Origin of the sequence: Sphingomonas sp. Leaf9 (assembly GCF_001421355.1) — a bacterium.
Lineage (GTDB): Bacteria > Pseudomonadota > Alphaproteobacteria > Sphingomonadales > Sphingomonadaceae > Sphingomonas.
Window position 1 is genome coordinate 158,556 of sequence record NZ_LMKC01000002.1, and the last position, 25,030, is coordinate 183,585.

24 protein-coding genes are annotated in these 25,030 nt (G+C 68.3%); 7 read left to right on the plus strand and 17 right to left on the minus strand.

Translation table 11 applies throughout. The annotated features are described in order from the left end of the window. Window positions 1-157 precede the first annotated feature (157 nt). The 3 genes from ASE58_RS04890 to ASE58_RS04900 all read right to left on the minus strand — a co-directional run bounded on the left by ASE58_RS04890 (window position 158) and on the right by ASE58_RS04900 (window position 3,888). Window positions 158-2,968, minus strand: coding sequence for a hypothetical protein (locus tag ASE58_RS04890; RefSeq protein ID WP_055818415.1), 2,811 nt, complete (start codon window positions 2,966-2,968; stop codon window positions 158-160). A gap of 102 nt (window positions 2,969-3,070) precedes the next feature. Further along, entirely contained in the window at window positions 3,071-3,448 is a 378-nt protein-coding gene (locus ASE58_RS04895; protein ID WP_055758492.1) for a PaaI family thioesterase, read from the minus strand. Next, window positions 3,445-3,888 carry a PaaI family thioesterase gene (locus tag ASE58_RS04900; protein ID WP_055759295.1) on the minus strand — a complete coding sequence of 148 codons (444 nt, stop codon included), beginning with the start codon at window positions 3,886-3,888 and terminating at the stop codon, window positions 3,445-3,447. Before ASE58_RS04900 ends, ASE58_RS04895 begins: the two co-directional genes overlap by 4 nt. Before the next feature lie 137 nt (window positions 3,889-4,025). On the opposite strand from ASE58_RS04900, the gene ASE58_RS17810 reads away from it, so the two are divergent. The 5 genes from ASE58_RS17810 to ASE58_RS04920 are packed head-to-tail and all read left to right on the plus strand — an operon-like array spanning window position 4,026 to window position 7,502. Continuing rightward, window positions 4,026-4,181, plus strand: a complete 156-nt coding sequence (locus ASE58_RS17810) for a hypothetical protein (protein ID WP_156347617.1) — start codon at window positions 4,026-4,028, stop codon at window positions 4,179-4,181. A 1-nt stretch (window position 4,182) separates the two neighbouring features. After that, window positions 4,183-5,127, plus strand: coding sequence for a hypothetical protein (locus ASE58_RS04905; RefSeq protein ID WP_055818417.1), 945 nt, complete (start codon window positions 4,183-4,185; stop codon window positions 5,125-5,127). Then, window positions 5,115-6,014 (plus strand): hypothetical protein, encoded by a 900-nt coding sequence (locus ASE58_RS04910; protein ID WP_055818419.1) that lies wholly within the window; start codon window positions 5,115-5,117, stop codon window positions 6,012-6,014. The genes ASE58_RS04905 and ASE58_RS04910 overlap by 13 nt, the downstream gene beginning before the upstream one ends. A gap of 32 nt (window positions 6,015-6,046) precedes the next feature. Then, window positions 6,047-6,697, plus strand: coding sequence for a winged helix-turn-helix domain-containing protein (locus ASE58_RS04915; RefSeq protein ID WP_235513535.1), 651 nt, complete (start codon window positions 6,047-6,049; stop codon window positions 6,695-6,697). 31 nt (window positions 6,698-6,728) lie between these two features. Then, window positions 6,729-7,502 carry a crotonase/enoyl-CoA hydratase family protein gene (locus tag ASE58_RS04920; protein WP_055818423.1) on the plus strand — a complete coding sequence of 258 codons (774 nt, stop codon included), beginning with the start codon at window positions 6,729-6,731 and terminating at the stop codon, window positions 7,500-7,502. Between the two features lie 44 nt (window positions 7,503-7,546). On the opposite strand, the gene aguB is transcribed toward ASE58_RS04920, so the two are convergent. Genes aguB through ASE58_RS04935 form a run of 3 tightly spaced genes read right to left on the minus strand, consistent with a single transcriptional unit; the run spans window position 7,547 to window position 9,716 of the window. After that, on the minus strand, window positions 7,547-8,392 hold the full coding sequence (gene aguB / locus ASE58_RS04925) for an N-carbamoylputrescine amidase (protein ID WP_055818425.1): 846 nt from the start codon (window positions 8,390-8,392) through the stop codon (window positions 7,547-7,549). Between the two features lie 8 nt (window positions 8,393-8,400). Next, the gene (locus tag ASE58_RS04930) at window positions 8,401-8,751 is read right to left on the minus strand and encodes a DUF3147 family protein (protein ID WP_055758509.1); all 351 of its coding nucleotides are present in this window, start codon (window positions 8,749-8,751) and stop codon (window positions 8,401-8,403) included. Further along, window positions 8,748-9,716, minus strand: coding sequence for an agmatine deiminase family protein (locus ASE58_RS04935; protein WP_055818427.1), 969 nt, complete (start codon window positions 9,714-9,716; stop codon window positions 8,748-8,750). The genes ASE58_RS04930 and ASE58_RS04935 overlap by 4 nt, the downstream gene beginning before the upstream one ends. A 122-nt stretch (window positions 9,717-9,838) precedes the next feature. Between ASE58_RS04935 and fsa the strand changes: the two genes are divergently transcribed. Together fsa and ASE58_RS04945 are read left to right on the plus strand one after the other, a co-directional pair. Continuing rightward, window positions 9,839-10,492 carry a fructose-6-phosphate aldolase gene (gene fsa / locus ASE58_RS04940; protein WP_055758516.1) on the plus strand — a complete coding sequence of 218 codons (654 nt, stop codon included), beginning with the start codon at window positions 9,839-9,841 and terminating at the stop codon, window positions 10,490-10,492. A gap of 43 nt (window positions 10,493-10,535) precedes the next feature. Continuing rightward, complete coding sequence (locus ASE58_RS04945; protein ID WP_055818428.1) at window positions 10,536-11,417, plus strand: tyrosine recombinase XerC; 882 nt, start codon at window positions 10,536-10,538, stop codon at window positions 11,415-11,417. Window positions 11,418-11,638: 221 nt separating this feature from the next. Here the strand turns inward: ASE58_RS04945 and ASE58_RS04950 are convergent, their stop codons facing one another. The 11 genes from ASE58_RS04950 to ASE58_RS05000 form a co-directional block, all read right to left on the minus strand. Then, complete coding sequence (locus tag ASE58_RS04950) at window positions 11,639-11,890, minus strand: ATP synthase F1 subunit epsilon (RefSeq protein ID WP_055818430.1); 252 nt, start codon at window positions 11,888-11,890, stop codon at window positions 11,639-11,641. A 1-nt stretch (window position 11,891) separates the two neighbouring features. After that, window positions 11,892-12,074, minus strand: a complete 183-nt coding sequence (locus tag ASE58_RS04955; protein WP_055758524.1) for a hypothetical protein — start codon at window positions 12,072-12,074, stop codon at window positions 11,892-11,894. Further along, on the minus strand, window positions 12,074-13,546 hold the full coding sequence (gene atpD / locus ASE58_RS04960; protein ID WP_055758526.1) for a F0F1 ATP synthase subunit beta: 1,473 nt from the start codon (window positions 13,544-13,546) through the stop codon (window positions 12,074-12,076). The genes ASE58_RS04955 and atpD overlap by 1 nt, the downstream gene beginning before the upstream one ends. Beyond that, on the minus strand, window positions 13,546-14,133 hold the full coding sequence (locus ASE58_RS04965) for a hypothetical protein (RefSeq protein WP_055818432.1): 588 nt from the start codon (window positions 14,131-14,133) through the stop codon (window positions 13,546-13,548). Before ASE58_RS04965 ends, atpD begins: the two co-directional genes overlap by 1 nt. Beyond that, the gene (locus ASE58_RS04970; protein ID WP_055818434.1) at window positions 14,130-15,008 is read right to left on the minus strand and encodes a F0F1 ATP synthase subunit gamma; all 879 of its coding nucleotides are present in this window, start codon (window positions 15,006-15,008) and stop codon (window positions 14,130-14,132) included. The genes ASE58_RS04965 and ASE58_RS04970 overlap by 4 nt, the downstream gene beginning before the upstream one ends. 125 nt (window positions 15,009-15,133) lie before the next feature. Then, complete coding sequence (gene atpA, locus ASE58_RS04975; RefSeq protein ID WP_055758535.1) at window positions 15,134-16,663, minus strand: F0F1 ATP synthase subunit alpha; 1,530 nt, start codon at window positions 16,661-16,663, stop codon at window positions 15,134-15,136. 2 nt (window positions 16,664-16,665) lie between these two features. After that, complete coding sequence (locus tag ASE58_RS04980) at window positions 16,666-17,241, minus strand: F0F1 ATP synthase subunit delta (protein ID WP_443024644.1); 576 nt, start codon at window positions 17,239-17,241, stop codon at window positions 16,666-16,668. A gap of 275 nt (window positions 17,242-17,516) precedes the next feature. Beyond that, the gene (locus ASE58_RS04985; protein ID WP_055818436.1) at window positions 17,517-19,067 is read right to left on the minus strand and encodes a S1C family serine protease; all 1,551 of its coding nucleotides are present in this window, start codon (window positions 19,065-19,067) and stop codon (window positions 17,517-17,519) included. A 49-nt stretch (window positions 19,068-19,116) separates the two neighbouring features. Further along, on the minus strand, window positions 19,117-20,637 hold the full coding sequence (locus ASE58_RS04990; RefSeq protein ID WP_055818438.1) for a hypothetical protein: 1,521 nt from the start codon (window positions 20,635-20,637) through the stop codon (window positions 19,117-19,119). 61 nt (window positions 20,638-20,698) lie between these two features. Beyond that, a complete protein-coding gene (locus ASE58_RS04995; RefSeq protein WP_055818440.1) occupies window positions 20,699-22,864 on the minus strand; it encodes a primosomal protein N' in 2,166 nt (721 codons plus the stop codon). An 87-nt stretch (window positions 22,865-22,951) separates the two neighbouring features. Then, a complete protein-coding gene (locus tag ASE58_RS05000; protein ID WP_055818442.1) occupies window positions 22,952-25,030 on the minus strand; it encodes a TonB-dependent receptor in 2,079 nt (692 codons plus the stop codon).

Consider the following 25,030-nt stretch of genomic DNA (forward strand, 5'->3'; position numbering starts at 1 on the left):
GGGAAGGGAGCGATGGTGCGCACCTATGAAGCCTATCCGTTCGTGCTGAGTAGGGGCTGAGCGAAGTCGAAGACCCGTATCGAAGTACCTGGTCGCGGTCCTTCGATACGCCCCTTCGACAAGCTCAGTGGCTACTCAGGACGAACGGGTGTGCCCCTTAGAAAAACAGCTTCCGGAACGTCAGCCGCACCGTGCGGCCATTGGGGTCGAGATAGCCCGGTTGATAGTTGATCGGCACGATCCCGTTCGCATCGGTCACCCGCTGGCGCGCATTGAACAGATTGTCGACGCCGATGCTGATCCGCGATCCGCGCAGCCAGCGATTGTCGCGTACCAGTCCCGGCTGCTGCCCCAGATCGGCGAACAGGCGCAGACCGACGGTGGCGAGGCTGCCGAAGTTCAGCCGCTGGGCGGAACCGGTCGCGCCGCCGTCGACCTCGGTCCCCGACTGCCAGTTCACCACCAGCCGCGATCCGATGCCGTTGCGGGTATAGCCGCCGTTGAACTGTAGCTGGTGGCGCGGCTGGCCGCCGGTATCGCTGATTGCCGATCCGTTGAGCAGGTCGAGCACGGGCAGGCCCGGCCGGATCAGGATCGTGTTGGTCAGGTTGACCGTGTGGTAAAGGCTGGCCCAGATCCGCCCGCCGCCACCAAAGCCGCCACCGCCGCCGCCACGTCCGCCAAAGCCGCCGCCGGGACCACCGGGGCCGCCAAAGCCACGTCCGCCGCCTGGACCCCGCCCTTCGCCACCGGGACCGCCGCGACCTTCACCGGGCGGCGGGGCATCGCCCGGCGGGGGCGGGGGTGGCGCGCCATTGGCCTCGGCCGCTTCACGCGCGGCACGGCGCTCGTCCATCCGCGCCTGGCGCAATGCCTCGAACTGGCGCGACCGCGCGGTCGTCACCCGTTTCGAAAAGTTGATGCCATAGCGCAGCTGGCTGCTGTCCGCGCGCGCGAAGTTGATCGGGCGATTGTCGACGCGCAGCAGGACGCCATCGGCATCGCGCACGAACCGGTCGGGGAACGCCGCCTGGATGTCAGCGGTGATGGCAGGGAAACTCTGGATCGGATTATCGATCCGGCTGTCGGTATAGTCGAACTGGAACGATATGTCGCGCTCGCTCCACGGTTTCGCGTTCAGGCCCAGCTTGATGACGCGGCTGTTGCTCGACACCAGATCGGGATTGCCGCCGCCGATGGTGGTGACGTCGACGGTCGTGCCGCGCACATAATCAAATGTCCGCACGAACGGCGTGGTGATGAGCGGATTGCCCAGCTGCTGCTGCGTCGGCGCATTTTCTTCATGGCTGACCGAGGCAAGCAGGCGCAGCGCGGTGATCGGCTGCCAGTTGATGCCATAGCCATAGGTGGTGAGCGTGCCGAAGTCCGATAGCTGCTCGACCTCGGCATTGGCGTTGAGCGACAGCCGGCCGAGCGCCGACAGCACGTCGCGCGCCGCATTGGCGATCGGCAGGTCGATATTGGCGCGGATCGATCCGCTGTCGCGGCCGAGGCTGGTCGAATTGGCGATGCCGGCCCGCAGCGAATCGCTGGTGAAGTCGGTCGTCGTCGCCGCCACGCGGATGCTGGTGTTCGCTTCCCCGGCGGGGAGCGAGAAGGGCGACCCGGCGACCAGCGCGTTCAGCCCCGCCGCGCTCGACACCGATTTCGCGCGGTCGGCGGTGCGGGTCAGCGTGCCGAGATCGCTGAACGGGCTGAATGTGCCGGCCGTCACCGCGCTCTGAATATCGGAGATATCGACGCCGCGTTCGGTGCGGGTGCTGGTTTCGGTGCGGTCGTAATTGCCGTTCACCGTCCAGCGCCAGCGACCAATATCGCCGTTCAGCGCCAGCGCGGCATTGGCCGTCGTCGTCTCGCCATTGCGCATCAGCGGATCGGTGTCGGCATAGCGGCGGACGATCACGTCGCTGGCAAAGGGGGAGAAGGGCGTATTGCCCGGCAGCGTCAGCGAGACGCCCGGCAGCCCCAGCAGCGATTCGGTACGGGTATGTTCGACCCGCGTCGTCACCGTCGCCGCGACATTGCCGAAGATGCTGCGCGCATAGACGCCGTTCGCCGAAAACCGGTCGACCGCGCCCGACAGCGTGCGGAACGGTGTGGTGTCGGTAATGTTCGGGGTGTTCGCCCCCGCTGCGAAGCCGGCCAGCGTCGGCGTGCCCGCCGGGACCGCCGCGATCGTCACCGGCGTACCGGCCAGCGCGGTCAATGCCGGATCGATCGCTGCGCCGCTGATGGTCGAGGTTACATTGCCGGTCAGGTCGAACGGCGTTCCGGTGGTGTTGGGGATGATTCCGCGCTCGCTCTCCAGCAGGTTCGACGTGGTTTCGGCCTGCAGGTTCAGGTTGAAGCGCTTGTCCTGGTCGATGCGGACCAGCCCGCCCTCGGCCTCGAAATTGCTCGACCCGCCATCGGTCGGCGCGCTGCCTTGCAGTTCGCCGGTATAGCTGCGGAAACGGGGGCGCAGGACGAAGTTGATGACCTTCTGATCCGAACGATAGCCGTATTTCAGCGCGACTTCTTCGGGCAGGATATCGACGCGCAGGATCGCTTCGGTCGGCAGGTCGCGGATTTCCTGGAAACCGGCCGAGCGGCGGCCGTTGACCAGGAACACCGGCTGCCCGCCGCGCACCGATTGCAGCTGCGGCGCGAGTTCGGTGACCAGTTCGGCGACCGAACTGACGCCGTATGAGCGGATGTCGCGGGGGGAGAGCTGCAATTCCGGCTTGATGTCGCCGGGGACCGATCCGGGGGGCGGGCGGCCGGTGACGACGATCTCTTCCGCCTCGCTCTCGGTATCGGTGCCCCCTGCGCCGCCGGATCCGGGTTGGGCGGGTTCGGGCGTCTGGGTCTGCGCGGTGGTCGGGGTCGGAGTGGTGGGGGCGGTCTGTGCCGCCAATGCGCCGGGCGCGGTGCCCAATGCCAGTGCCAATACCGTCCACCGCGCCATGCGCATTCCTTCCAAACCCTGCCCGCCACGATGCGGGAACAGGGGCAATAGGGTCCAAATGTCGCACAACTATCGCGGGCGGCGAAAATATCCGGGTGGGCGCTACCGCTTCAGCAGATAATTCAGCCGGGCGGCGGCGATGGGGCGGTCGCGGTCGTCCTGCCATGCGGTGGCGGTGACATTGGCGATCCGCGCGCCCAGACGGGTGACGTTGCCTGCGGCAAAGGTCGTCCGCTCGCGCCCGCCGCGCATATAGTCGATGGTGACGTTGATCGGCTTGATCGTCGTGACGTCCTCGCCCAGCGCGGCGCGCAGCGCGACCCATGCGGCCATTTCCAGCATCCCGCCGATCGCGCCGCCATGGACGAAACCGGGCCGCCCCAGCACGTCGCGGCCAAAGCCCATCGTCACGAACGGATGGCCGTCGGCATCGGTGTCGAAGGTCATGCCGAGCAGTTCGGCATAGGGAGAGACGGTCATGCCGCACCGTCCAGCAGCATGAAGGTGCCCGCGACATGCGCGACTGGATCGTGCGGGTCGCCGTCATGGGCGATGCCGCGCACGAACGCGACCTGCCGCGCGACGCGGTAGCATTCGCCGCGCCCGACGACCGTTCGCCCCGGCGTGGCCGGCCGCAGATAATCGAGGCGCAGGTCGAGCGTGGCGTGCGGCAGGAACGCCCCGCGCTTCAGCCACACCCCGACGCTGGTCGCCATGTCCATCAGCGTGACGATCGGCCCCGATGCCAGCACCCCGCGCGCCGGATCACCGATCAGGTCATCGCGGAACGGCAGCAACAATTCGCACCAGTCGGCCCCATGCGCCTGATACCCGATGCCAAGGCGCGACCCATGGCCATCGAGCCGCGCGGCAAAGAAACGGGCCGGATCGAAACCGGGCGAAGGGGCGGGGAACGTCATCGCCAGCGTCATAGGGCGGAACGCCGACCGATTGAAGCGCGCGATCATAACAGCCTTGTAACTAGGGGCGGCAGCTGCGGGGCCATAGGGTCGCGGGTGCGGCGCGCGGTCGTCGCGTCTGTAGGGGAAAGAAGGACATGCCGATCGTCACCATCGCGATGGCCGAAATCGTCGAACTGGGTACGCAGGTCGCGACAACCGGCGCGATCCGCGCGGCGGAGGCGTCGGGCGATCAGGTCTTCGAATATATCATCGCCGTCGCCATGCTGGTGTACGAGATGTACCCGAACTGAGATGCCATCACCGATCGATGGCCGGTTGCGCGATGCGATCGCGGCGGCGCGGGTCCGGTCGCTGGCCGCCGGCCGCGCATGGACCAACGATGCGGCGGTTCGGGCGGTAACGGCACGCTTTGCGGATGTAACGACGCTGGCCGAGGGAGAGGCCACCGCGCGTGCATTGGTGGAGGATGCCGGATGGGTCGCGGCAATGCTCGCCCCCTGGATCGCGCGATTGCGGGACGATCCGCTGTTCGAACCGCCGTTCAAGAGCCAGCGCGATATGCTGCGCACGGGCATGGTGCTGGCGGAGACGCCGGTGGCCAGCGTGACGATGGCGGCGATCGATCCGCTGGCCCCCGCCGCACGGGTGCTGCCCGATACGGTCGTCGTGGGCGGGCGGGTGTCGTGGACGCGGTATCTGCGCGGGGGGCAGGCCCGGCTGTGGCGATGGCGTGCCGACCGGATCGACGAACACTGGCATGGCGGCATCGCCGCGCCCACCCGGCCGCTGGGGGTGCAGCCGCTCGGCGATGGTGCGGTGGTGCGGCTGGACGGGCGCAGCGATGCGATGCTGCTGGTCGATCCTGCATCGGCGGTCGTGTCGGTCACGATTACGCTGCGTCCCGGTGCCGCGCCGTTCCTGCGCGAATATGACCGGACGGGCGGCGCGCTGGTCCGCGTCGCGACGCTGGACGACGGTGCCGCGCGCAGCACGATGCTGCTGACGCTGCTGCGCGAACTGGGGCAGGCGGATGCGGAGGTGTTCGACAGCCTGTCACGCGATCCGGCCTTCTTCGTCCGCTGGGACGCGATGCGCGAATGGCTGGCCACCGACGCCCGCGCCGCGCTGCCGCGGTTGCAGGCGATGACCGATGATCTACATCCCGACGTCCGTACTGCCGCGCAGGCGATGCTGCCGCTGGTCGAGCAACGCGTGGAGCCGGCATGGCCCGCCTGATCGACCCGGGTGACGGCGATGCGATCGGGCTGGTCGACCTGCTCGCCGCCGAGCCGGTCGATGTGCGCGACGAGGATGCGTTTGCCTCACTCGGCCCCGCGCTGGCCCGGCTGGGGCGCAACCGGACATTTTTGGGCGAGCTCGCACTGGCCGAGCTTCGCCAGCGGTGCCGGGGACAGGTCGATGGCAATGCCTATGGTGCGCAGGTGCTGCTGCTGAGTCCGCCCGATGGCCGGTTCGTGCTGCGCGCCAATTTCTGGCCGGCGGAACAGGACCGGGCGCTGCGGGCCGGCGGGCGTGGCGCCTTTTTCTACGATCTGCCGCACGACCATAATTTCCCGTTCCTGACGGTCGGCTATCATGGGCCGGGCTATTGGAGCGACGATTATCGCTATGATGTCGGCGCGATCGATGGCGTGGTGGGCGAGGCTGCGGGGCTGCGCCATGTCGGGCGGTCGCGGCTCGATCGGGGCAAGGTGCTGCTCTACCGGATGCGCGACGACGTGCATGTCCAGCTACCGCCCGATGCGTTTTCGGTGTCGCTCAATATCCTCGGCTATGATGCGGCGCAGCCATGGCTTGACCAGTATCGGTTCGACATTCGCGGCAACACGATCGCGCAGGTGCTGACCTCGACCCCGGCGGAGGCGCTGGTGACGCTGGCAGTCGGTGCCGACCTGCCCGATGCGCTCGACCTGGCCGAGACCTTTGCCGCGCGCCACCCGTGCGAACGGATGCGGATCACCGCGCTCGACGCGCTGGTCCGCGCAGGCCCCGATCCGGAAGCGGCGCTGCACCGGGCGGCGGGGGATGCGTCGCGGCGAGTGGCGATCCATGCGCGGCGCCTGCTGGAACAGATCGATCCGGTTCGGACCCGGTTGGCGTAACCCGCCGGCGATGGGCGGTTAAGGTGGCGTCGATGCATGTCGTCGTCGCCCTTGATCCCGTTCCGACGCTCGTCGCCCCGGCGCAGCGGTGCGGCATCGCGTTGCGCGCGCTGCACGACGCCCCGCATGCTGCCGTGCGTCTGGCGCGCTGGCGACCGCATGAAGGGTGCGCGCCGGGACGGTTGCACATGGTGCGCGCGGGCCAGCGATCGGTGCGGGCGATGTTGCTGGTCGAGGATGCCGACGCGCTGGCCGCCGGGCTGGAGGCCGGCGCGGATGACGCGGTGCTGGAGCGCGCGCACCCGGTCGAGATCGTCGCGCGGTTGCTCGCGCTGCTGCGCGGGGTCCGGCACGACGCGGTGATGACCATCGGCGACCTGACCATCGACCGCGCCGCGCGCCGGGTGTGGCGCGGCGGCGTGGCGCTGCACCTGCTGCCGCGCGAATATGCGGTGTTGGAATATCTGGCCGATCATGCCGGCAGCACCATTTCGCGCGACGCGCTGTTGCGGGCGGTATGGGACCGCGCGTTCGATCCGGGCACCAATGTCGTGCAGGTGCAGATGTCGCGGCTGCGCGCCAAGCTCGATGCCGCCGGGCCGCCGCTGCTCCACACCGATCGCGGACGCGGCTACCGGCTGGGCGATCCGCCATGGCGCGGGCCGCCTGCGCCGGGTAGCTAGGTCCCGAAACAAAACGGGATGAGGGTGCCGCATGACTCGGGTGACGATTTCGACGGTCGATGGCGTTGCCGAGGTGCGGTTGGCGCGCGCGGACAAGATGAACGCGATCGACCCGGCGATGTTCGACGCGTTGATCGACGCGATCGACACGCTGCGGGTGTCGTCGGCGCGCTGCGTCGTGCTGTCGGGTGAGGGGCGGGCGTTCTGCGCCGGGCTCGACATGGCCAGCATGGCCGGTGGCGCGGCGGGTCTGGACCTCGCAACGCGCAGCCACGGGATCGCCAATTGGGTGCAGCAGGTGGCGTGGGGCTGGCGAACGCTGCCGATGCCGGTGATCGCGGCGGTGCAGGGGCTGGCGTTCGGCGGGGGCATGCAGATCATGGCCGGGGCCGATGTGCGGATCGCCGCGCCCGACACGCGCTTTGCGATCCTTGAGGCGAAATGGGGGCTGGTCGCCGACATGGCGGGCTTTGCGCTGTGGCGCGATGTGCGGGGTGATCTGCTGCGCGAACTCGCCTTTTCCGCGCGCGAGTTTACCGCAGAGGAGGCGCTGCGGGCCGGGTTCGTCACGCGGCTTGCCGATGATCCGCACGGCGCGGCGATGGTCCTCGCCCGCGCGATCGCGGCGCGCAGCCCCGATGCAGTCCGCGCCGCCAAGCGGATCGCGAACCTTGCCGACGATGCCGATGCCGCCACGATCCTCGCCGCCGAAAGCGCCGAACAACAGGCGCTGCTGGGCACGCCCAATCAGGTCGAGGCGGTGCGCGCCGGCATGGAGAAGCGGGCGCCGAACTTCACGGACTGACCCTCCCACCGTCACTCCCGCCCTCGCGGGAGCGACGAAGAGGCTCAGATATCCTGCACCAGCCGCCCGTACAGCTCCGGCCGGCGATCGCGGAAGAAGCCGAATGCCGCGCGATGGCGCTTTACCCGGTCAAGGTCGAAGGTGGCGGTGATGACGCCCTCTTCCTCACGGTCCAGTTCGGCAACGATATCGCCGCGCTCGTCGGTGATGAACGAGGTGCCGTAAAAAGTCTGGCCATGCTCCACGCCGACCCGGTTGGCGGCGACGACCGGCACGACGTTCGACACGGCGTGGCCGACCATCGCGCGCCGCCACAGCCGTGCGGTGTCGAGGCTGGTGTCATGTGGTTCGCTGCCGATCGCGGTCGGGAAGAACAGGACCTGCGCGCCCATCAGCATCAGCGCGCGCGCGGTTTCGGGATACCATTGGTCCCAGCAGATGCCGACACCCAGCTTCGCCGGGCCGTCCCACACCTTGAACCCGGTATTGCCGGGGCGGAAATAGAATTTTTCCTCGTATCCCGGCCCGTCGGGGATATGGCTCTTGCGATACACGCCCTGGATGCGGCCATCGGGATCGATCATCGCCAGGCTGTTGTAATGATGCTGCCCATCCAGTTCGAAGAAGCTGGTGGGAATTGCGATCTTCAGTTCGCGCGCCAGTTCCTGCATCGCCCGCACCGCCTTGTGCTCGGCCACCGGCTTCGCATTGGCGAACAGCCCTTCGTCCTCGACCCGGCAGAAATATTCGCCCTCGAACAGTTCGGGCGGCAGCACGACCTGCGCCCCTTTCGCAGCAGCTTCGCGGACGAGGCGAGAGACATTGGCGATGTTGCGGTCGATATCGGCGGTGAAGCCGAGCTGGAGCGCGGCAACGGTGATGTCGGTCATGGCGGGTCCTAAAGCGTGACGCCGAAACGGGCGGCGACGGGGATAGTGGCGCAATACAGCAGGATCGTGACACCGCAACCGGCGAGCAGCGCCCACCAAAAGCCGATGCCGTGGCGCAGCAGCGCGGGCACGATCAGGAACATGGGAAGCGAGGGCAGGACATACCAGAAGGTCGCCTCCGCATGGGTCGCCAGCCGCGCCGTGTCCCCCGTATCGCGCCACAGCCAGATCATGCCGAGCAGCGACACGAGCGGCAGCGACGCGACCAGGGCCCCCGCCGCCGGGCTACGCCTAGCGATCAGTGCGACGGCAGCGACAATCAGCCCGGACAGCGCGGCGCGGATCGCAAAGGCGATCAAGCCGCCGGAATCTGCTGGCTGATGCAGTGGAAGCTGCCGCCGCCGGTCAGGATATGGTCGGCGCGCAGCCCCACGACCTCATGGTCCGGAAAGATTTCGGCAAAGGCGGCGACCGCCGCATCGTCGGTCCCGGTGCCATAGAGCGGCACGACCACGGCGGCATTGCCGATATAGAAGTTCATGTGGCTGCCCGGAATGATTTCCTCGTCGGGCGACAGCACGCGACCGGGCGAAGGGACCAGCACGACCTCCACGCCGAACGCCGTCGCACGGGCGGCGGCGTCCTGATAGATGCGCCAGTTCGGGTCGTTTTCCGCGGCTTGCGGGATCGCCAGCCGGTTCGGCCCGACGAACCGCGCGAGGTTGTCGACATGGCCATCGGTATGGTCGTTGATCAGGCCATCGCCCAGCCACAGCACCCGGTCATAGCCCAGATCCTCGCGCAGCCGCGTCTCGGCAGCATCGCGATAGAAATGGTCGTTGCGGTTAGGGTTCAGCAGGCATTGCTCGGTCGTCACCACCAGCCCGGTGCCGTCGCCGTCCAGCGCGCCGCCCTCGACCACCCAGTCATGGTCGGCGACCGCCATCCCGCGCTCGCGTGCCAAACGCAGGCCGATATCGTCGTCGCCGGGCAGGTCGTATTTGCCGCCCCATCCGTTGAACCGGAACCGGTGCGCGGTGCCGTCGCCGCCGATGATCGGGCCGGTATCGCGCAGCCAGATATCGCCGAACGGCTCGATCACCACTTCGGCAAAGGGGGCCCGCCGGCGCGCATCATCGGCCGCCTCAATATCGGCAGCGACCAGCAGGACCGTTTCGCCCCGGCCATCGGCATGGACCGCGCGGGCAAAGGCGACCACCTCGTCGCGGGCGGGGTCGAGGTCTTCCTGCCACAGTTCGGCGTGGCTGGGATAGCCGATCCATACGGCGGCGTGGGGGGCCCATTCGGGTTTCGGCGCGTTCATGCGCGCGGAAATAGTGGATCGCGGGCGGGAGGAAAAGGGGCTGCGCCCCGCAAACCTTGCCCCGGCGGCGGCGATGCGCGATGGGGCGGCCAGTGCCTCCATCCGCCAGGAACCCGAGTCCCATGAAATTCTTCGTCGACACCGCCGATACCAACGACATTCGCGAACTGGCCGATACCGGCCTGCTGGATGGCGTCACCACCAACCCGTCGCTGATCCACAAGTCGGGCCGCGACTTCCTCGAAGTGGTCGCCGAAATCTGCTCGATCACCGATGGCCCGGTGTCAGCCGAAGTGGTCGCGCTCGACCATGCGGGCATGATGCGCGAGGCCGAAATCCTGCGCAAGATCGCCGATAACGTCGCGGTGAAGGTGCCGCTGACGATCGATGGCCTCAAGACCTGCAAGGCGTTGAGCGACGATGGCACCATGGTCAACGTGACGCTGTGCTTTTCGGCGAACCAGGCGCTGCTGGCCGCAAAGGCCGGCGCGACCTTCGTCTCGCCCTTCGTCGGCCGCCACGACGATATCGGCTTCGACGGCATGGGCCTGATCAGCGACATTCGCCTGATCTACGACAATTACGACTTCGGCACCGAAATCCTCGTCGCCAGCGTCCGTCATCCGATCCACGTGCTCGAATCGGCCAAGCTCGGCGCCGACGTGATGACCGCCCCGCCGTCGGTCATCCGCGCGCTGGTCAAGCATCCGCTGACCGACAAGGGCATCGAAGGCTTCATGGCCGACTGGGCCAAGTCGGGCCAGCAGATCGGCTGATCCGGGTTCGACAGCGGCTGCTGCATGGCGCTATCAGGCGACCATGACGCAGCCGCTGCCGCTGGCTTTCGCCACCCACCTGTCCCGTGATCGCCGCCGGTCGGTGCATACCGTCCGGGCCTATGCCGCGACCGCCGAGCGGCTGATCGCGTTCCTGCAGGGCCATTGGGGCGGTGCGGTCGATGCGCCCATGCTCCACCGCATCACCGCCGCCGATCTGCGCGCCTTCCTCGCCCATCGCCGCGAACAAGGGCTGGGCAACGCCGCCGCTGCGCGCGAATTGTCGGCGGTGCGCGCGTTCATTGCCTTCACCGGGGGCGAAGCACCACCGTTGCGCGGCCCCCGCGTCGCGAAGAACGTCCCCCGCCCGATCTCCCCCGACGAGGCCGTCGCGCTGGCCGGGGAAGTCGCCGATGCCGCCGCCGAGCCATGGATCGGCGCGCGCGACTGGGCGATCCTGCTGCTGCTCTATGGCGCAGGGCTACGCATCGGCGAGGCGCTGTCGCTGACCGGTCGTATCCTGCCGCTGGGTGAGACGCTGGTCGTCACCGGCAAGCGCGACAAGACGCGGATGGTGCCGCTGCTCCCCCCGGTTCGCGCGGCGGTCGAGGCCTATGTCGCGCAGCAGCCGTGGGGCACCGCGCGCGATGCACCGCTGTTCCGTGGGGCGAAGGGCGGGCCGCTCGACGCCGGGGTGGTGCGCAAGGCGGTGCGGACGGCGCGCGTCGCGCTGGGCCTTGGCGACCGCACCAGCCCGCACGCGCTGCGCCACAGCTTCGCGACGCATCTGCTGGGCCGGGGAGCGGATTTGCGCTCGCTCCAGGCGTTGCTGGGCCATGCCAGCCTGTCGTCGACACAAATCTACACGGCGGTCGATGCCGCGCATCTGCTCGACGTGTATCGGAACGCGCATCCGCGGGGGTAGGGGCGGCCGGGCAAGATACCGCTTGCCCACACCGTCACCCCGGACTTGATCCGGGGTCCCGCTTCTTCTTCGATCGCGGCCAGGAAAGCGGGACCGCGGGTCGAGCCCAGGGTGACAAGGGGGAGGGCAGTGTGCGTCCCTCGACGTTGCCCCAAGACACGAACGCCGCGCCGAACCTCAGTCCGACGCGGCGTTCGCCATGAACGATGTCCTGGAGAGCCTTACCCGGCCTGCTCGGCGAGGATCGTCAGCCCCTTGGCGGTCACCTCGGCAAAGCCGCCGCGAATCGCGATGCGCTCGGCCTCGCCTTTTTCGGTGCGCTGGATCAGGACGTCGCCGTCGCGGATCGTCGACATGAACGGGGCATGGCCCTCCAGCACGCCGAAGTCGCCTTCGGTGCCCGGCACGGTGACCATATAGACCGATTCCGAGCGCACCAGCTTTTCGGGGGTCACGAGTTCGAAGTGCAGCATGTCAGGGTCTCGTTTCAATCGCGCGGTCGAACGCGGCGGTGGCCGCATCGAACTTGTCCCGGCAGCCGGGATTGCAGAAGCCGACCACCGCGCCGCGATACACCGTCAGGGCGTCGTCGCTGATCGGCTTGGCCGACCATGGACAGACATCGTTCACGGCATCCTCGCGGCGCAGCGCCGTCATCAGGCGTCCTGCGCCATCTTCTGCGCCTTGGCGACGACTTCGTCGATGCCGCCGACCATGTAGAAGGCCGACTCAGGCAGGTGGTCGTATTCGCCTTCGACGACCGCCTTGAACGACTTCACCGTGTCTTCCAGCGCGACGAACTTGCCGCTGATGCCGGTGAAGACCTCGGCGACGTGGAACGGCTGGCTGAGGAACTTCTGAATCTTGCGGGCGCGCGCGACCGTGACCTTATCCTCTTCGCTCAGCTCGTCCATGCCGAGGATGGCGATGATGTCCTGCAGCGACTTGTAGCGCTGGAGCAGCGACTGCACGGCGCGTGCCGTGTCGTAATGCTCCTGGCCGACGGTGCGCGGCTCCAGAACGCGGCTGGTCGAATCGAGCGGATCGACCGCCGGATAGATGCCGAGTTCGGAGATCGCGCGGTTCAGCACGGTCGTCGCGTCGAGGTGGGCGAACGAGGTCGCCGGGGCCGGATCGGTCAAATCGTCGGCGGGGACGTAGATCGCCTGCACCGAGGTGATCGAGCCCTTGTTGGTCGACGTGATGCGCTCCTGCAGCGCGCCCATGTCGGTCGACAGCGTCGGCTGATAGCCCACGGCCGACGGGATGCGGCCGAGCAGTGCCGACACTTCCGAACCCGCCTGGGTGAAGCGGAAGATGTTGTCGACGAAGAACAGCACGTCCTGGCCTTCGACGTCGCGGAAATATTCGGCGATCGTCAGGCCCGACAGCGCGACGCGCGCACGGGCGCCCGGCGGCTCGTTCATCTGGCCATAGACCAGCGCGACCTTCGACCCTTCGCTCGTCGGGTTGCCCTCGGCATCCTTGGCGATGACGCCCGCGTCGAGGAATTCGTGGTACAGGTCGTTGCCTTCACGGGTCCGCTCACCGACGCCCGCGAACACCGACGTGCCGCCATGGCCCTTCGCGATGTTGTTGATCAGCTCCTGGATCAGCACCGTCTTGCCGACGCCTGCGCCGCCGAACAGGCCGATCTTGCCGCCCTTGGCATACGGCGCGAGCAGATCGATGACCTTGATGCCGGTGACCAGGATCGCGCTCTCGGTCGACTGGTCGACGAATTCCGGTGCCTTGGCATGGATCGGGGCGGTGGTTTCCGCGCCGACGGGGCCACGCTCGTCGATCGGCTCGCCGACGACGTTCAGGATGCGGCCGAGCGTCTTGGGGCCAACCGGCACGCGGATCTGCGATCCGGTATCGCGCACCGCCTGGCCACGGGTCAGGCCCTCGGTCGCGTCCATTGCGATCGTGCGGACGGTGCTCTCGCCCAGATGCTGCGCAACTTCGAGGACCAGCCGGTTGCCGTTATTGTCGGTTTCCAGTGCCGACAGGATGGCCGGCAGTTCGCCGTCGAACGTCACGTCGACGACCGCGCCGATCACCTGGCTGATGCGGCCGGTATTGTTGGTGCTGCCCTGCGGGGCGTAGGTGTCTGCGGCGGTTGCCATTACGGGTTCCTCGGGTGGCTGTCCCCGGCCTGTGGCGCGGGACGGGTAAAGGTCACGATCAGGCGACGTCCGCCGTCGATCGGTTCACGGGTAATCTTGTAGTCCGCACCGGGCAGGGTACCCGATGCGGGGCTTTCGGTGCGGATCGCCTTCTCGACGGCATCCTGCCCCGGCAACGCCATCGATGCCAGCGGCCGGTTCACCCAGCGGATGAACTGGTCCTTTGCAAACGGGCTGGCGTCGAGGTTCACGACGTCGAGCGTGAAGCGCAACTCGCCGATCCGCTGGGCATCGCCGGTCACGCTCAGATTGGCGGTGTTCACCGGCTTGACCGACGGGTCGCCCATCGGCGTTGGCTGTGCCGTCGTCACGAATGCGCCGCCCTTCGGCGCATAGGCCGACAGGCGAAAGCCCATGCCGTTCAGCAGCTCGATCGTGCGCGGCGCATCGCCCAGCACGGTGGCCCAGCCGCCGGTAACGAACGGCGTCGGCGTCGCGTGCGGCTGCTCCGCCGCCTTGTCGGCAGCGCCCTGGCCGCAGCCGGCCAGCGTGGCGACGAGCGCCAGCAGGACGGCGACACGGATCACAGCGCTTCGGCGCCCGAGATGATCTCGACCAGTTCGGTCGTGATCGCGGCCTGGCGGGTGCGGTTATATTCGATGGTCAGGCGATTGATGAGGTCGCCCGCGTTGCGCGTGGCATTGTCCATCGCCGTCATCTTCGAACCCTGCTCCGACGCCGCATTTTCCTTCATCGCGCGATAGATCTGCACGGCGATGTTGGTCGGCAGCAGGCTGTCGAGGATCGCTTCCTCGCTCGGCTCATATTCCACCACGGCGTCGGCCGCCGGGGCCTTGGTCGCGTCGGGAACCTTGACCGGGATCAGCTGCTGCTCGGTCGGCTCCTGCGTCAGCACCGTCTTGAACGTGGCATAGAACAGGTGCGCGACGTCGAACTCTCCGCTCTCGTAGCGGCGGATCAGGTCGTCGGCATAGCCCTTGGCATCGGCAAAGGTCAGCTTGCCAAGGTCACCCGGCTCGACCGCATGGACGAAGCCTTCGCGGAACTGGCGCGCCAGCACGGCGCGGCCCTTGCGACCGATCGTCAGGAACTTGACGGTCTTGCCCTCGGCCTGCATCTCGAGCGCGCGACGGCGGGCGAGGCGGGCGATGTTCGAATTGAACGCGCCGGCCAGCCCCTTGTCCGACGTCGCGACGACGAACAGATGCACCTGATCGCGACCGGTGCCGGCGAGCAGCGGCGAGCTGCCCTCGGTGATCTGCGCGGTGCTTGCCAGGCTGGCGACGACCTGCTCGACCCGCTGGGCATAGGGGCGACCGGCCTCGGCCGCCTCCTGCGCACGGCGCAGCTTGGCGGCGGCGACCATCTTCATCGCCTTGGTGATCTTCTGCGTCGACTTCACCGAGCCGATGCGCAGTTTCAGGGCCTTGAGGCTTGCCATCTGTCTTCCCTACTCCCTCGTCCCGACAAGCGGGAAAAGGGTCGGGGAGAGGGTACTGTCACAATGACGGTTCCGCTCTGCCCCTCTCCCAATCCTCTCCCCTGAAGGAGAGAGGGCTATGTGGCTTACGCGAAGGTCTTCGCGAACTGGTCGAGCGCGGCCTTCAGCCCCGACTTCGCCTCGTCGCCCAGATCCTTGGTGTCGCGGATCTTGGCCAGCACCTGCGGGTGGTTCGCCTTGAGGTCCGACAGCATCGCCGCTTCGTAGCGCACGACGTCGTTCACCGGAACGGTGTCGAGATAGCCCTGCGTGCCGGCGAAGATCGACGCGACCTGTTCCTCGAACGGCATCGGCGAGAACTGGGCCTGCTTCAGCAGCTCGGTCAGGCGCGCGCCGCGGTTCAGCAGCTTCTGCGTGCTGGCGTCGAGGTCCGACCCGAACTGCGCGAAGGCCGCCATTTCGCGGTACTGCGCCAGCTCCAGCTTGATCGAGCCGGCGACCTTCTTCATCGCCTTGGTCTGCGCGGCGGAACCGACGCGGCTGACCGAGAGGCCGACGTTGATCGCGGGGCGGATGCCGGCGAAGAACAGGTCGGTTTCGAGGAAGATCTGGCCGTCGGTGATCGAGATCACGTTGGTCGGGATGTACGCCGACACGTCGCCCGCCTGGGTTTCGATGATCGGCAGCGCGGTCAGCGAGCCGCCGCCATTGGCGTCCGACATCTTGGCGGCGCGCTCCAGCAGGCGGCTGTGCAGATAGAACACGTCGCCCGGATAGGCTTCACGGCCCGGCGGACGGCGCAGCAGCAGCGACATCTGGCGATAGGCGACGGCCTGCTTCGACAGATCGTCGAACACGATCAGCGCGTGCATCGCGTTGTCGCGGAAATATTCGCCCATCGCGGTGCCGGTGTACGGTGCCAGATACTGCAGCGGGGCGGGGTCCGATGCGGTCGCGGCGACGACGATCGAATATTCCATCGCGCCGTTTTCTTCGAGCGTGCGCACCAGCTGGGCGACGGTCGAGCGCTTCTGGCCGACGGCGACATAGACGCAATAGAGCTTCTTGCTCTCGTCATCGCCCGCATTCGCGATCTTCTGGTTGATGAAGGTGTCGATCGCGACCGCCGACTTGCCGGTCTGGCGATCGCCGATGATCAGCTCGCGCTGGCCACGGCCAACGGGGACGAGGGCGTCGATCGCCTTCAGGCCCGACTGCATCGGCTCGCTGACCGACTGGCGCGGTATGATGCCCGGTGCCTTCACGTCGACGCGGGCGCGCTTTTCCGAAACGATCGGACCCTTGCCGTCGATCGGGTTGCCGAGACCATCGACCACGCGACCCAGCAGGCCCTTGCCGACGGGAACGTCGACGATGGTGCCGGTGCGCTTGACGGTGTCGCCTTCCTTGATCGATGCGTCCGACCCGAAGATCACGACGCCGACGTTATCGGCTTCGAGGTTCAGCGCCATGCCCTGGATGCCGCCGCCGAACTCGACCATTTCGCCCGCCTGGACGTTGTCGAGCCCGTGGATGCGGGCGATGCCGTCACCGACCGACAGCACCTGGCCGACTTCCGAAACCTGCGCTTCGGTGCCGAAATTGGCGATCTGGTCGCGGATGACCTTCGAGATTTCTGCGGCGCGGATATCCATGTTCAGCCTTTCATCGCGTGCGCGAGCGTGTTCAGTCGGGTCTTGATCGAGCTATCGATCATCTGGCTGCCGATCTTCACGACCAGTCCGCCAAGAAGCGTGGGGTCGACCTTCAGGTCGATCGCGACCTCACGGCCGACGCGGTGACGCAGCTGCTGTTTCAGCGCGTCGACCTGGGCATCGTCCAGCGGGTGGGCCGAGACGACCTCCGCGTTGGTTTCGCCGCGCGAACGGGCCGCAAGGTCGCGGAACGCGCGGATGATCGCGGGCAGGTCGCCAAGACGACGATTCTGCGCCAGCACGCCGAGGAAATTGGCGGTCAGCGGGTCGAGGCCCAGCACCGGCACCAGCGCGCCGATGGCGCGGCCGGCATCGTCGCGGCCGACCAGCGGGCTCTTCACCAGCGCCGACAGGTCGGCCGATTCGGCCATCGCGGCCGATACCGTCTTCAGGCTCGATTCGACCGCCGTCAGCTGGCCCTGCTGCTGGGCGAGGCCAAACAGCGCGGTCGCATAACGGCCGCCCAGGCTCGCCTGGATCGTACCGCCGCCACCAGTAGTTCCGCCGGATGTCTCCACGCGCGCGTCCTTGTCAGGGGTCAATTCAACGTCCCATGCCGATAGGGGAGCTGCCATGCCAACCGCCGTCGCGAACCGAATTCGCGCCGCTGACCGGCCCATGCGCCCCCGATGGGTCGAGGGGCCGCTAGCATCGGTGTCACGATTTCGCAAGCTTTGTGGGACGTAGGTCCGCGTGATGCGATTCGGATGAAAGCTGAACGGGGGATTACGCTGCCGGTTTCCACGCCCGCCCTTGCCCCGCGCAGGCGGGAATCGGGCGGGCCGGGGACGCCCTATTTCGCCGCGGTGCAGCGATACACCAGCCGCTCGTTCACCTGTGCCGGCAGGGAAGTGCGAATCGCCGATTGCTGCGTCGCCAGCGCGGCGCGCGCGCCGGTGTCGGCGGCGCACGCCTTTTGCTGCACCTGCCCCCGAAGCGAGCGGGCACGCGCCATCGCCTCGGCCGACAGCAGGTAGCGGCTGTTGGTGTAGCTGCCGCTGACCGGGTCGAAGCGCAGGACGGAGACGGTCGCATCCTCGTTGGGGACCAGAATGCGTTCCCAACCGCCGCCCGGCGCCTCGGCATATTGGGTGCGGCCGTTCATGCAGCCGTCGCCGCGCCAGCTGAGGCTGACCGTTTCGACCGGCGGCAGGATGATCCGGCTGCGTTCGGGCACCAGCGTGCAGAGCAGCGGGCCCGACAGCGCGGTCGTGCGGGTCGCGGCGGTGCCGCCCGATTCGTCGGCGGCGGCGACCGATTCGGGATCGAAATCGGGCCTGAGCAGGAAGGTCGCGATCGCCGCGACGAACAGCACGCCGCCGGCGATCGCGGCGATGCGCGCCTGCCGCTGCTTCTGCCGCTTGCCCGCCAGCAGCCCCGCGCCGCCGATTGCCAGCACCGACAGCGCCAGCAGCAGGGCTGCCCCGGCGATCATGTTCTCACGGGTCTCGGCATTGTCGGCGCGCGCCTTTTCCAGCGCGGCCTCACGGTCGTCGCGGGCGCGTTCGGCTGCGGCGCGGGCGCGTTCGCGCTCCTCGATGCTCTGCCGCTCGGCCTCCGCCCGGTCGCGCGCATCGGCATCGGCCAGCGTAAGACAGGGGGTGGCGATGGTCGAGACGGGCTGGCTCGCCTCGCGCAGGAACGCGATCAATTCGCTGTCGGCGATGGCGAAGGCGAAGCTGGCATCGCCCTCCTCGCCCCGCGTCAGCGCCGAGTTGACGCCCAGCACCCGCCCGCACCGGTCGAGCAGCGGCCCGCCCGAATTGCCGCGCGCGATGCTGGCGGTGTGGACCAGCACGGCGGTCCCCTCCAGCGTGCGGTTACCCGACATCACCCCCTGCGATCGCACCGGCGCGGTCGGCGTCACGAAATCATCGGCCGACCGTGCGGTCGCGAGGTCGACATTGCCGGGATAGCCGAGCGCGATCAGCGGATCGCTCTCCCCCAACTGCCCGGTGTAGAGCGTCAGCGGCGGCAGGCGCACGCCGGTGACCTCGATCAGCGCCAGGTCACGCGACTTGTCTAGCCGCAGCACGCGCCCCTCGAACGACTTGTCGCCCTCCGACGGGACCACGCCGACCACGGCTTCACCGGGATAGCGTTCCAGCAGTTCGACGACATGCGCGTTGGTGACGATGCGGCCCGGCGCGACCGCGAAGCCGGTGCCGTGTTCGACATCGACCATCTCGCCATCGACCGTCGCGATCACCACGACGCGCACCACCCCGCGCGCCGACGCCGACACGTCGTCGGCGCGGGCGGGCGCGGCCAGCACCAGCATCGCCGCCAGCGCGGTGAGCCAGGAGGCAAGCAGTCGGACGAGCGGCAGCGGGGCGTTGGTCATGACGCCGCCGTTTCGGACAAAGCGGCGCGCGGGGCAAGGGGGCGCAGGGTCAGCTTTCTTCGTCGTCCTGTTCCGCCTTCGACCCCTTCTGCCAGCGCGCGATCGCCGCCTTTGCGCCGTCGCGGTCGATGATCGCGATCAGTTCGGCGGCAAAGGCCGCGGTCGCGCCGCCGTGCGGGGCATAGGCGACCGGCCCCAGCACCCGCTTGGCTTCCGCCGCGCGGTCCATGTCGAGCAGCGCCCGCGCCGCTTCCATCCGCAAGCCCCGGTCCTGCGGGCCGAGCGCATGCGCGCGCAGCAACGCCGCGCGGGCATTCTCGTTCGGCACTTGGCCGGGCACCTGATAGGCCTGGTAGAACAGGCGCAGCGGTTCGGGATCGTCATTCTCGATCCGGTTGGCGGCCAGGAACGACCGGCGGATTTCCTTCCAGCGGGCCGGATCGGTGTTGTGTGCGGCGCGGGCCTGCGCCACCTGCGCCATGCCCAGATAGACATGCGCGTCGATCGCCTGTGCATCGGCGGCGATCCCCCGGCGGGCGGCGGCTTCGGCGGCGGCATAGTTGCCGGCATCATATTCGGCCTCGGCCAGCGCGGTCTGTACCGTCGCATCCGCCGGATAGGGGGCGGCCAGACGCTGCGCCATCGGCAGCAGCTCCAGCGCGGCCTTGCGGTCGACCCCGCGCCGCGACCGGATGCGCACTGGCATCATCGCGGCTTCGGCCGGGGTCAGCGTGCGCAGCGTCACCTTGGGTTGCGGCACCGCTCCTGCAGGCATCACCGAATAACGCAGCCCCGTGCGGGCATAGCGGGCCATGTCGCGGTCGAGCTGGCGCGGATCGCCCATCGCCGCCGCCGCCTTTGCCGGGGGCTGCCCGGCCGAGATCGCCTCCATGAACTGGCCGAGCTGCCCCCGCCGTGCCGGGTCGAGCAGCAGCATGTGCGTCAGCAGCCAGCCCCCGGCATACAGCGCCGACGAATCGATCTTGCGCGGATCGCCGGTCAGCAGCTCGGTGGCCGAAATCGGCATGCCGTTGGCGAACTGCCGCGCGCGGTACATCGGCGGGCGGGCGATTTCGATCGAACCGTCGTCGCGAAAGCGGGTGGGCGCAAAGAATTCGGCGAACCCTTCGACATACCATGACGGGAACGCCGATTCCGCCCAGTTCGACAGCATGAAATGGTGGGTATATTCGTGGAAGAGCACCTCTTCGGGGTCGATGCCGTTGCCGGATCCGTTCTTCGGCACGAACGCCACCGATCCGCCGGCGCGCGGGATATAGAAGCCGGCGACGTTGGACGACCGCGCCAGCCGCGCGATGCTGCTCATATCGCCGGTCATGTAGACGGTGACGCGGTTGGGCAACGCGATCGGCGTCGCCGGCATCTTGGTCAGCAGGCGCAGCGTCGCATCGAAGCGTTCGAGCCGCTCGGCAAAGCGCACCACGTCCTTTGCCTGGTCATCGGAATAGACGATGAAATGGTCCGACCGCGCCTCGCGCCATTCGGCCTGCGCCACCACCGGCCAGAACGCCATGGCGCCGCACGCCAACCATTGCACCAGCCGCCGCATCGTCACGCTCCCCACTACCCCTGCCGACGATGCTAACTGCTTGAATCGCCGCCGCCAAGGGTCAGACGAAGCTGTACGGATCGACATCCACCGCGACCCGCACCTTGGCGCCCCATTCCACCGCGTCTAGCCAGTCGCGGATCATGTCCTGCACGTCGAGGCTGCGGATCGCATGGACCAGCAGGCGGAAACGGTGCCGCCCGCGCAGCATGGCGAGCGGGGCGGGGGCGGGGCCATAGACATGGGCCCCCTCCACCTGCGGTGCGGCGCGGCCGATCGCGCGGGCGGTCGCCTCCGCCGCGCCCTTGTCCTCCGACGACACGATGATCGCGGCATAGCGGCCGAACGGCGGCACCCCGGCATCGGCGCGCGCCTCGGTCTCGGCGGCATAGAAGCTGTCGGCATCGCCGGAGATCAGCGCCTGCATCACCGGTGCATTGGGCTGGGTCGTCTGGATATAGACATGGCCGGGCTTGGTCCCGCGCCCGGCACGCCCCGCGACCTGCGCGATCTGCTGGAACGTCCGCTCGGACGCGCGCAGATCGCCGCCCTGCAACCCCAGGTCGGCGTCGATCACCCCGACACAGGTCAGGTTGGGAAAGTGATAGCCCTTCGTCACTAGCTGCGTGCCGACGACGATATCGATATCGCCCGCCTCCATCCGCCCGACGAACTCCGCCGCCTTGGCCGGGGACCAGATCGTGTCGGAGGTGACGATGGCGATCTTCGCGGTCGGCCACAGCGCGGCGGCTTCGTCGGCGATGCGCTCCACGCCGGGACCGCAGGCGACCAGCGCGTCCTCCGCATTGCATTCGGGGCACGCGCGCGGGGTCGGAATCACATGGCCGCAATGATGGCAGGACAGCCGGTGGATCAGCCGGTGCTCGACCATCCACGCGGTGCAATTGGGGCATTGGAACCGATGCCCGCACGACCGGCACAGCGTCAGCGGGGCATAGCCGCGCCGGTTGAGGAACAGAAGCGCCTGTTCCTGTCGGCTGAGCGTCTCGTCGATCGCCTTGACCAGCGGTGCCGCGATCCAGCGGCCGCGTTCGGGCGGCTGTTCGATCAGGTCGATCGCCTCGATGCTCGGCAGCTGTGCCTTGCCATAGCGGCCGGGCAGCTTGACCTCGGTATAGCGGCCCTGCGCCACCTGTTGCCTTGTCTCGATTGCCGGGGTCGCGCTGGCGAGGATCACCGGGCATTTCTCGAACAGCCCGCGCATCACCGCCACGTCGCGGGCGTGGTAATGCACGCCCTCTTCCTGTTTGAAGCTCGTCTCGTGCGCCTCGTCGACGACGATCAGCCCCAGATCGGCATAGGGCAGGAACAGCGCTGAGCGCGCGCCGACCACGACCTTTGCCTGTCCGCTGGCGATCGCGCGCCATGCCCGGCGGCGCTGCGTGCTGCGCAGGTCGCTGTGCCACGGCACCGGCTCACAGCCGAACCGCGCGGTGAAGCGCTTGAGGAACGGTTCGGTCAGCGCGATTTCAGGCAGCAGCACCAGCACCTGCCGGTCCTGCCGGATCGCCGCCGCCACCGCCTCGAAATACACCTCGGTCTTGCCCGATCCGGTCACGCCGTCGAGCAGGAAGGGGTGGAAGGCATCGGCATCCACCGCCCCCGTCAGCCGGTCGGCCGCCGCCTGCTGATCGTCGGACAGCGCCGGCTGGTGATGATCGGGGTCGGGGGTAGGATAGGGCTGGTCGATATCGACCGACACCGCCTCGATCGCGCCCAGCTTCACCAGCCCCCGGATCACCGCATCGGACACGTCGGCGATCGCCGCCAGCTCGCGCACCAGCCCGCGTCGCTCGCCGATCCGCTCCAGCGCCTGTTCACGCTGCGGCGTCATCCGATCGGGCACCATGCCGGTCGCGCGATATTCGATGGCGAGCTTTGCCCCCTCCAGCGCCGAATTGGAGGCCAGGCACATGCGCAGCACGGAGGCAGGGGCGGCGAGATAATAACCCGCCGTCCACTCGACCAGCCGGCGCAAGGGCGCAGCGATAGGCGGCACGTCGGCAACGCCCAGCAGCGGGCGCAGGCGATTGTCGCCGACCTCCTCCGCCGCCAGCCGCTCGGCATCCCACACCACGCCCAGCAACTGGCGCGGCCCAAGCGGGGCGGAGACGATCGAACCCGGCTCGACCGTCATGCCGTGCGGCACACGGTAATCGAGCGGCCCGAGTGCGGCGTTGAGCAGGAGGACGCGGGCGCGGGACATGGAGGCGTAGATAGGGGCGCAGGCGGTCGACGTCATCCCGCACCTTCTTCGTCGTCCCCGCGCAGGCGGGGACGACGATCGGGCAGATTACAGCGCCAGCCGCGCGGTCACGCGAATATCCCGCCCGGCCAGCGGCGCGTAATCCTTCAGGAAGCTGGCATGCCGGCGCGCCTCCACGTCGAAGATATTGTTCGCCGACAGCATCAGGCTGGTGTTGCTGCCCTTGCCGAACGGCTTCAGCGACACCGACGCGTTGACCATCGTATAGGCCGGCGTCGTCGTCTCCAGATCGGCCACGCGGTTCTGCCGCGTCACATGCTCGACCTCGCCGCGCACCTGTACCATCCGGCCCTGCGCCTCGATCCCGCCCAGCACGCGCAGCGGCGGGATGCGCGGGGCGGGGCCGCGATCGACGATCGTCGCGCGGGTATAATCGGCTAGGCCATCGACGTTGATCGCCGTCTCGCCAAACTTTGCGACGCGCGCCGACGCTTCCGCCTCGAACCCCCACAGCCGGGCATCGGCCTGGCTGTACTGGAACACGGGCAGGTCGTCCCGCACCGTGCCGGTGGGGTTCTCGTAGATGAAGTTGCGGAACCAGTTGTGATAGGCCGACAGGCCGAAGCTGTAGCCGTCGCCCGATCCCTTCAGCGTCGCTTCGATGCCATCGCTGATTTCCTTGGCGAAGCCCGCATTGCCGACCTCGAACGCCTGCGTCCCGGCGTGCGGGCCGTTGGCGAACAGTTCCTCGGCCGACGGCGCGCGTTCGGTGTGGCTGCCGTTGATGCCGAAGCGGAGGTGTTCGGCCAGCCCGACGCTGCCGCCGAGCGAGCCGGAGAAGCTGTCGAAGCTGCGGCGGATATTGTCGTTGCCCAGCAGGTCGTCGGCCGCGGCGCGCGCGACGGTATATTCGTACCGGCCGCCGGCTTCGGCCCGGAACGCGCCCATGTCGAACGACTGGAGCGTGAACAGGCCGAATTGCTGCGTCTCGCTCTTGGGCAGGAATTTCTCGTCGCCGACGATGTTCAGGTCGCGGATGAACATCTGTCCGCCGACCGCGCCGCGCCACCCGCCGCGCGCCGCCTGCACCAGCTCCAGCCGCGCTTCGAGCCCCTGGTTGAAGAAGCTGGTGCCGATCGCGCCGGTATCCTCGATCTCGTCATGGCGGTAATCGGCAAAGCCCGCGCGCAGGCGGATCTTTTCCAACAGCCCGCCGCCGGTATCGACCTCGGCGCGCATGTCGGCACGGGTCTGCTGGACGTGGAGCGTCACCTGCTCCGCCTCGCCGCCGTCCAGCGAATAGCGGATCGGCACGCCATAACGATTGTCGAGATGGCTGACCGAAAAGCCAAGATTGCCGGTATCGGTGACGACCGCCGCGCCGCCGGCGACCTCCCACATTTCCGACTGCGAATTGGGCAGCTTGCCGCGCAGGTCGGCCAGTTCGCGGGTCCCGGCGTCGGCGCTGGCCGCCGCCTGCGCACGCAACGGCCGCGACAGGATATAGCCGCCGGTGTCGAGGTCGTCGGTCTTGCCGTACGTGCCGTCGAGGTGGAACACGATCTTGTCGGTCACCGGCACGTCGACCGCCGCCGACCCGCTCCGCTCGTTCGCGGCCGAGCCATAGGTCGCGATTGCATCGACATGGACCGGTTCGTCGGGCACGCGGCGCGGGATGCGGCTGTCGATCACGTTCACCACGCCGCCGATCGCCGACGACCCGAACAGCAAGGCGGACGGCCCGCGCAGCACTTCGATCCGGTCGGCGGTCAGCGGGTTGATCGCGACGGCATGGTCGACCGAGGTGTTGGACACGTCGAAGCTGCCGATGCCGTCGGTCAGCACGCGCACACGTTCCCCCTGAAGCCCGCGCAGCACCGGGCGCGATGCGTTCGGGCCAAAGCTGGTGGCCGATACGCCCGGCTGACGGGCCAGCGTCTCGCCGATCGTCGGGCGCAGCTCGCGGGTCAGCGCCTCGCCGCTCAGCACGCTGGTGCCCGACAGGATGTCGGCCTGGTTGCGCTGATACGGGGCGGTGACGATGATCTCGGGCGGGGCTTCGCTATGATAGCCGTCGGTGGCCGGGGCCGGCGTGCTGCTCTGGGCAAAGGCGGCGGCGGGCAGGACCAGGGCAGTGGTCGACAGCCACAGGGCGGGACGGAACAT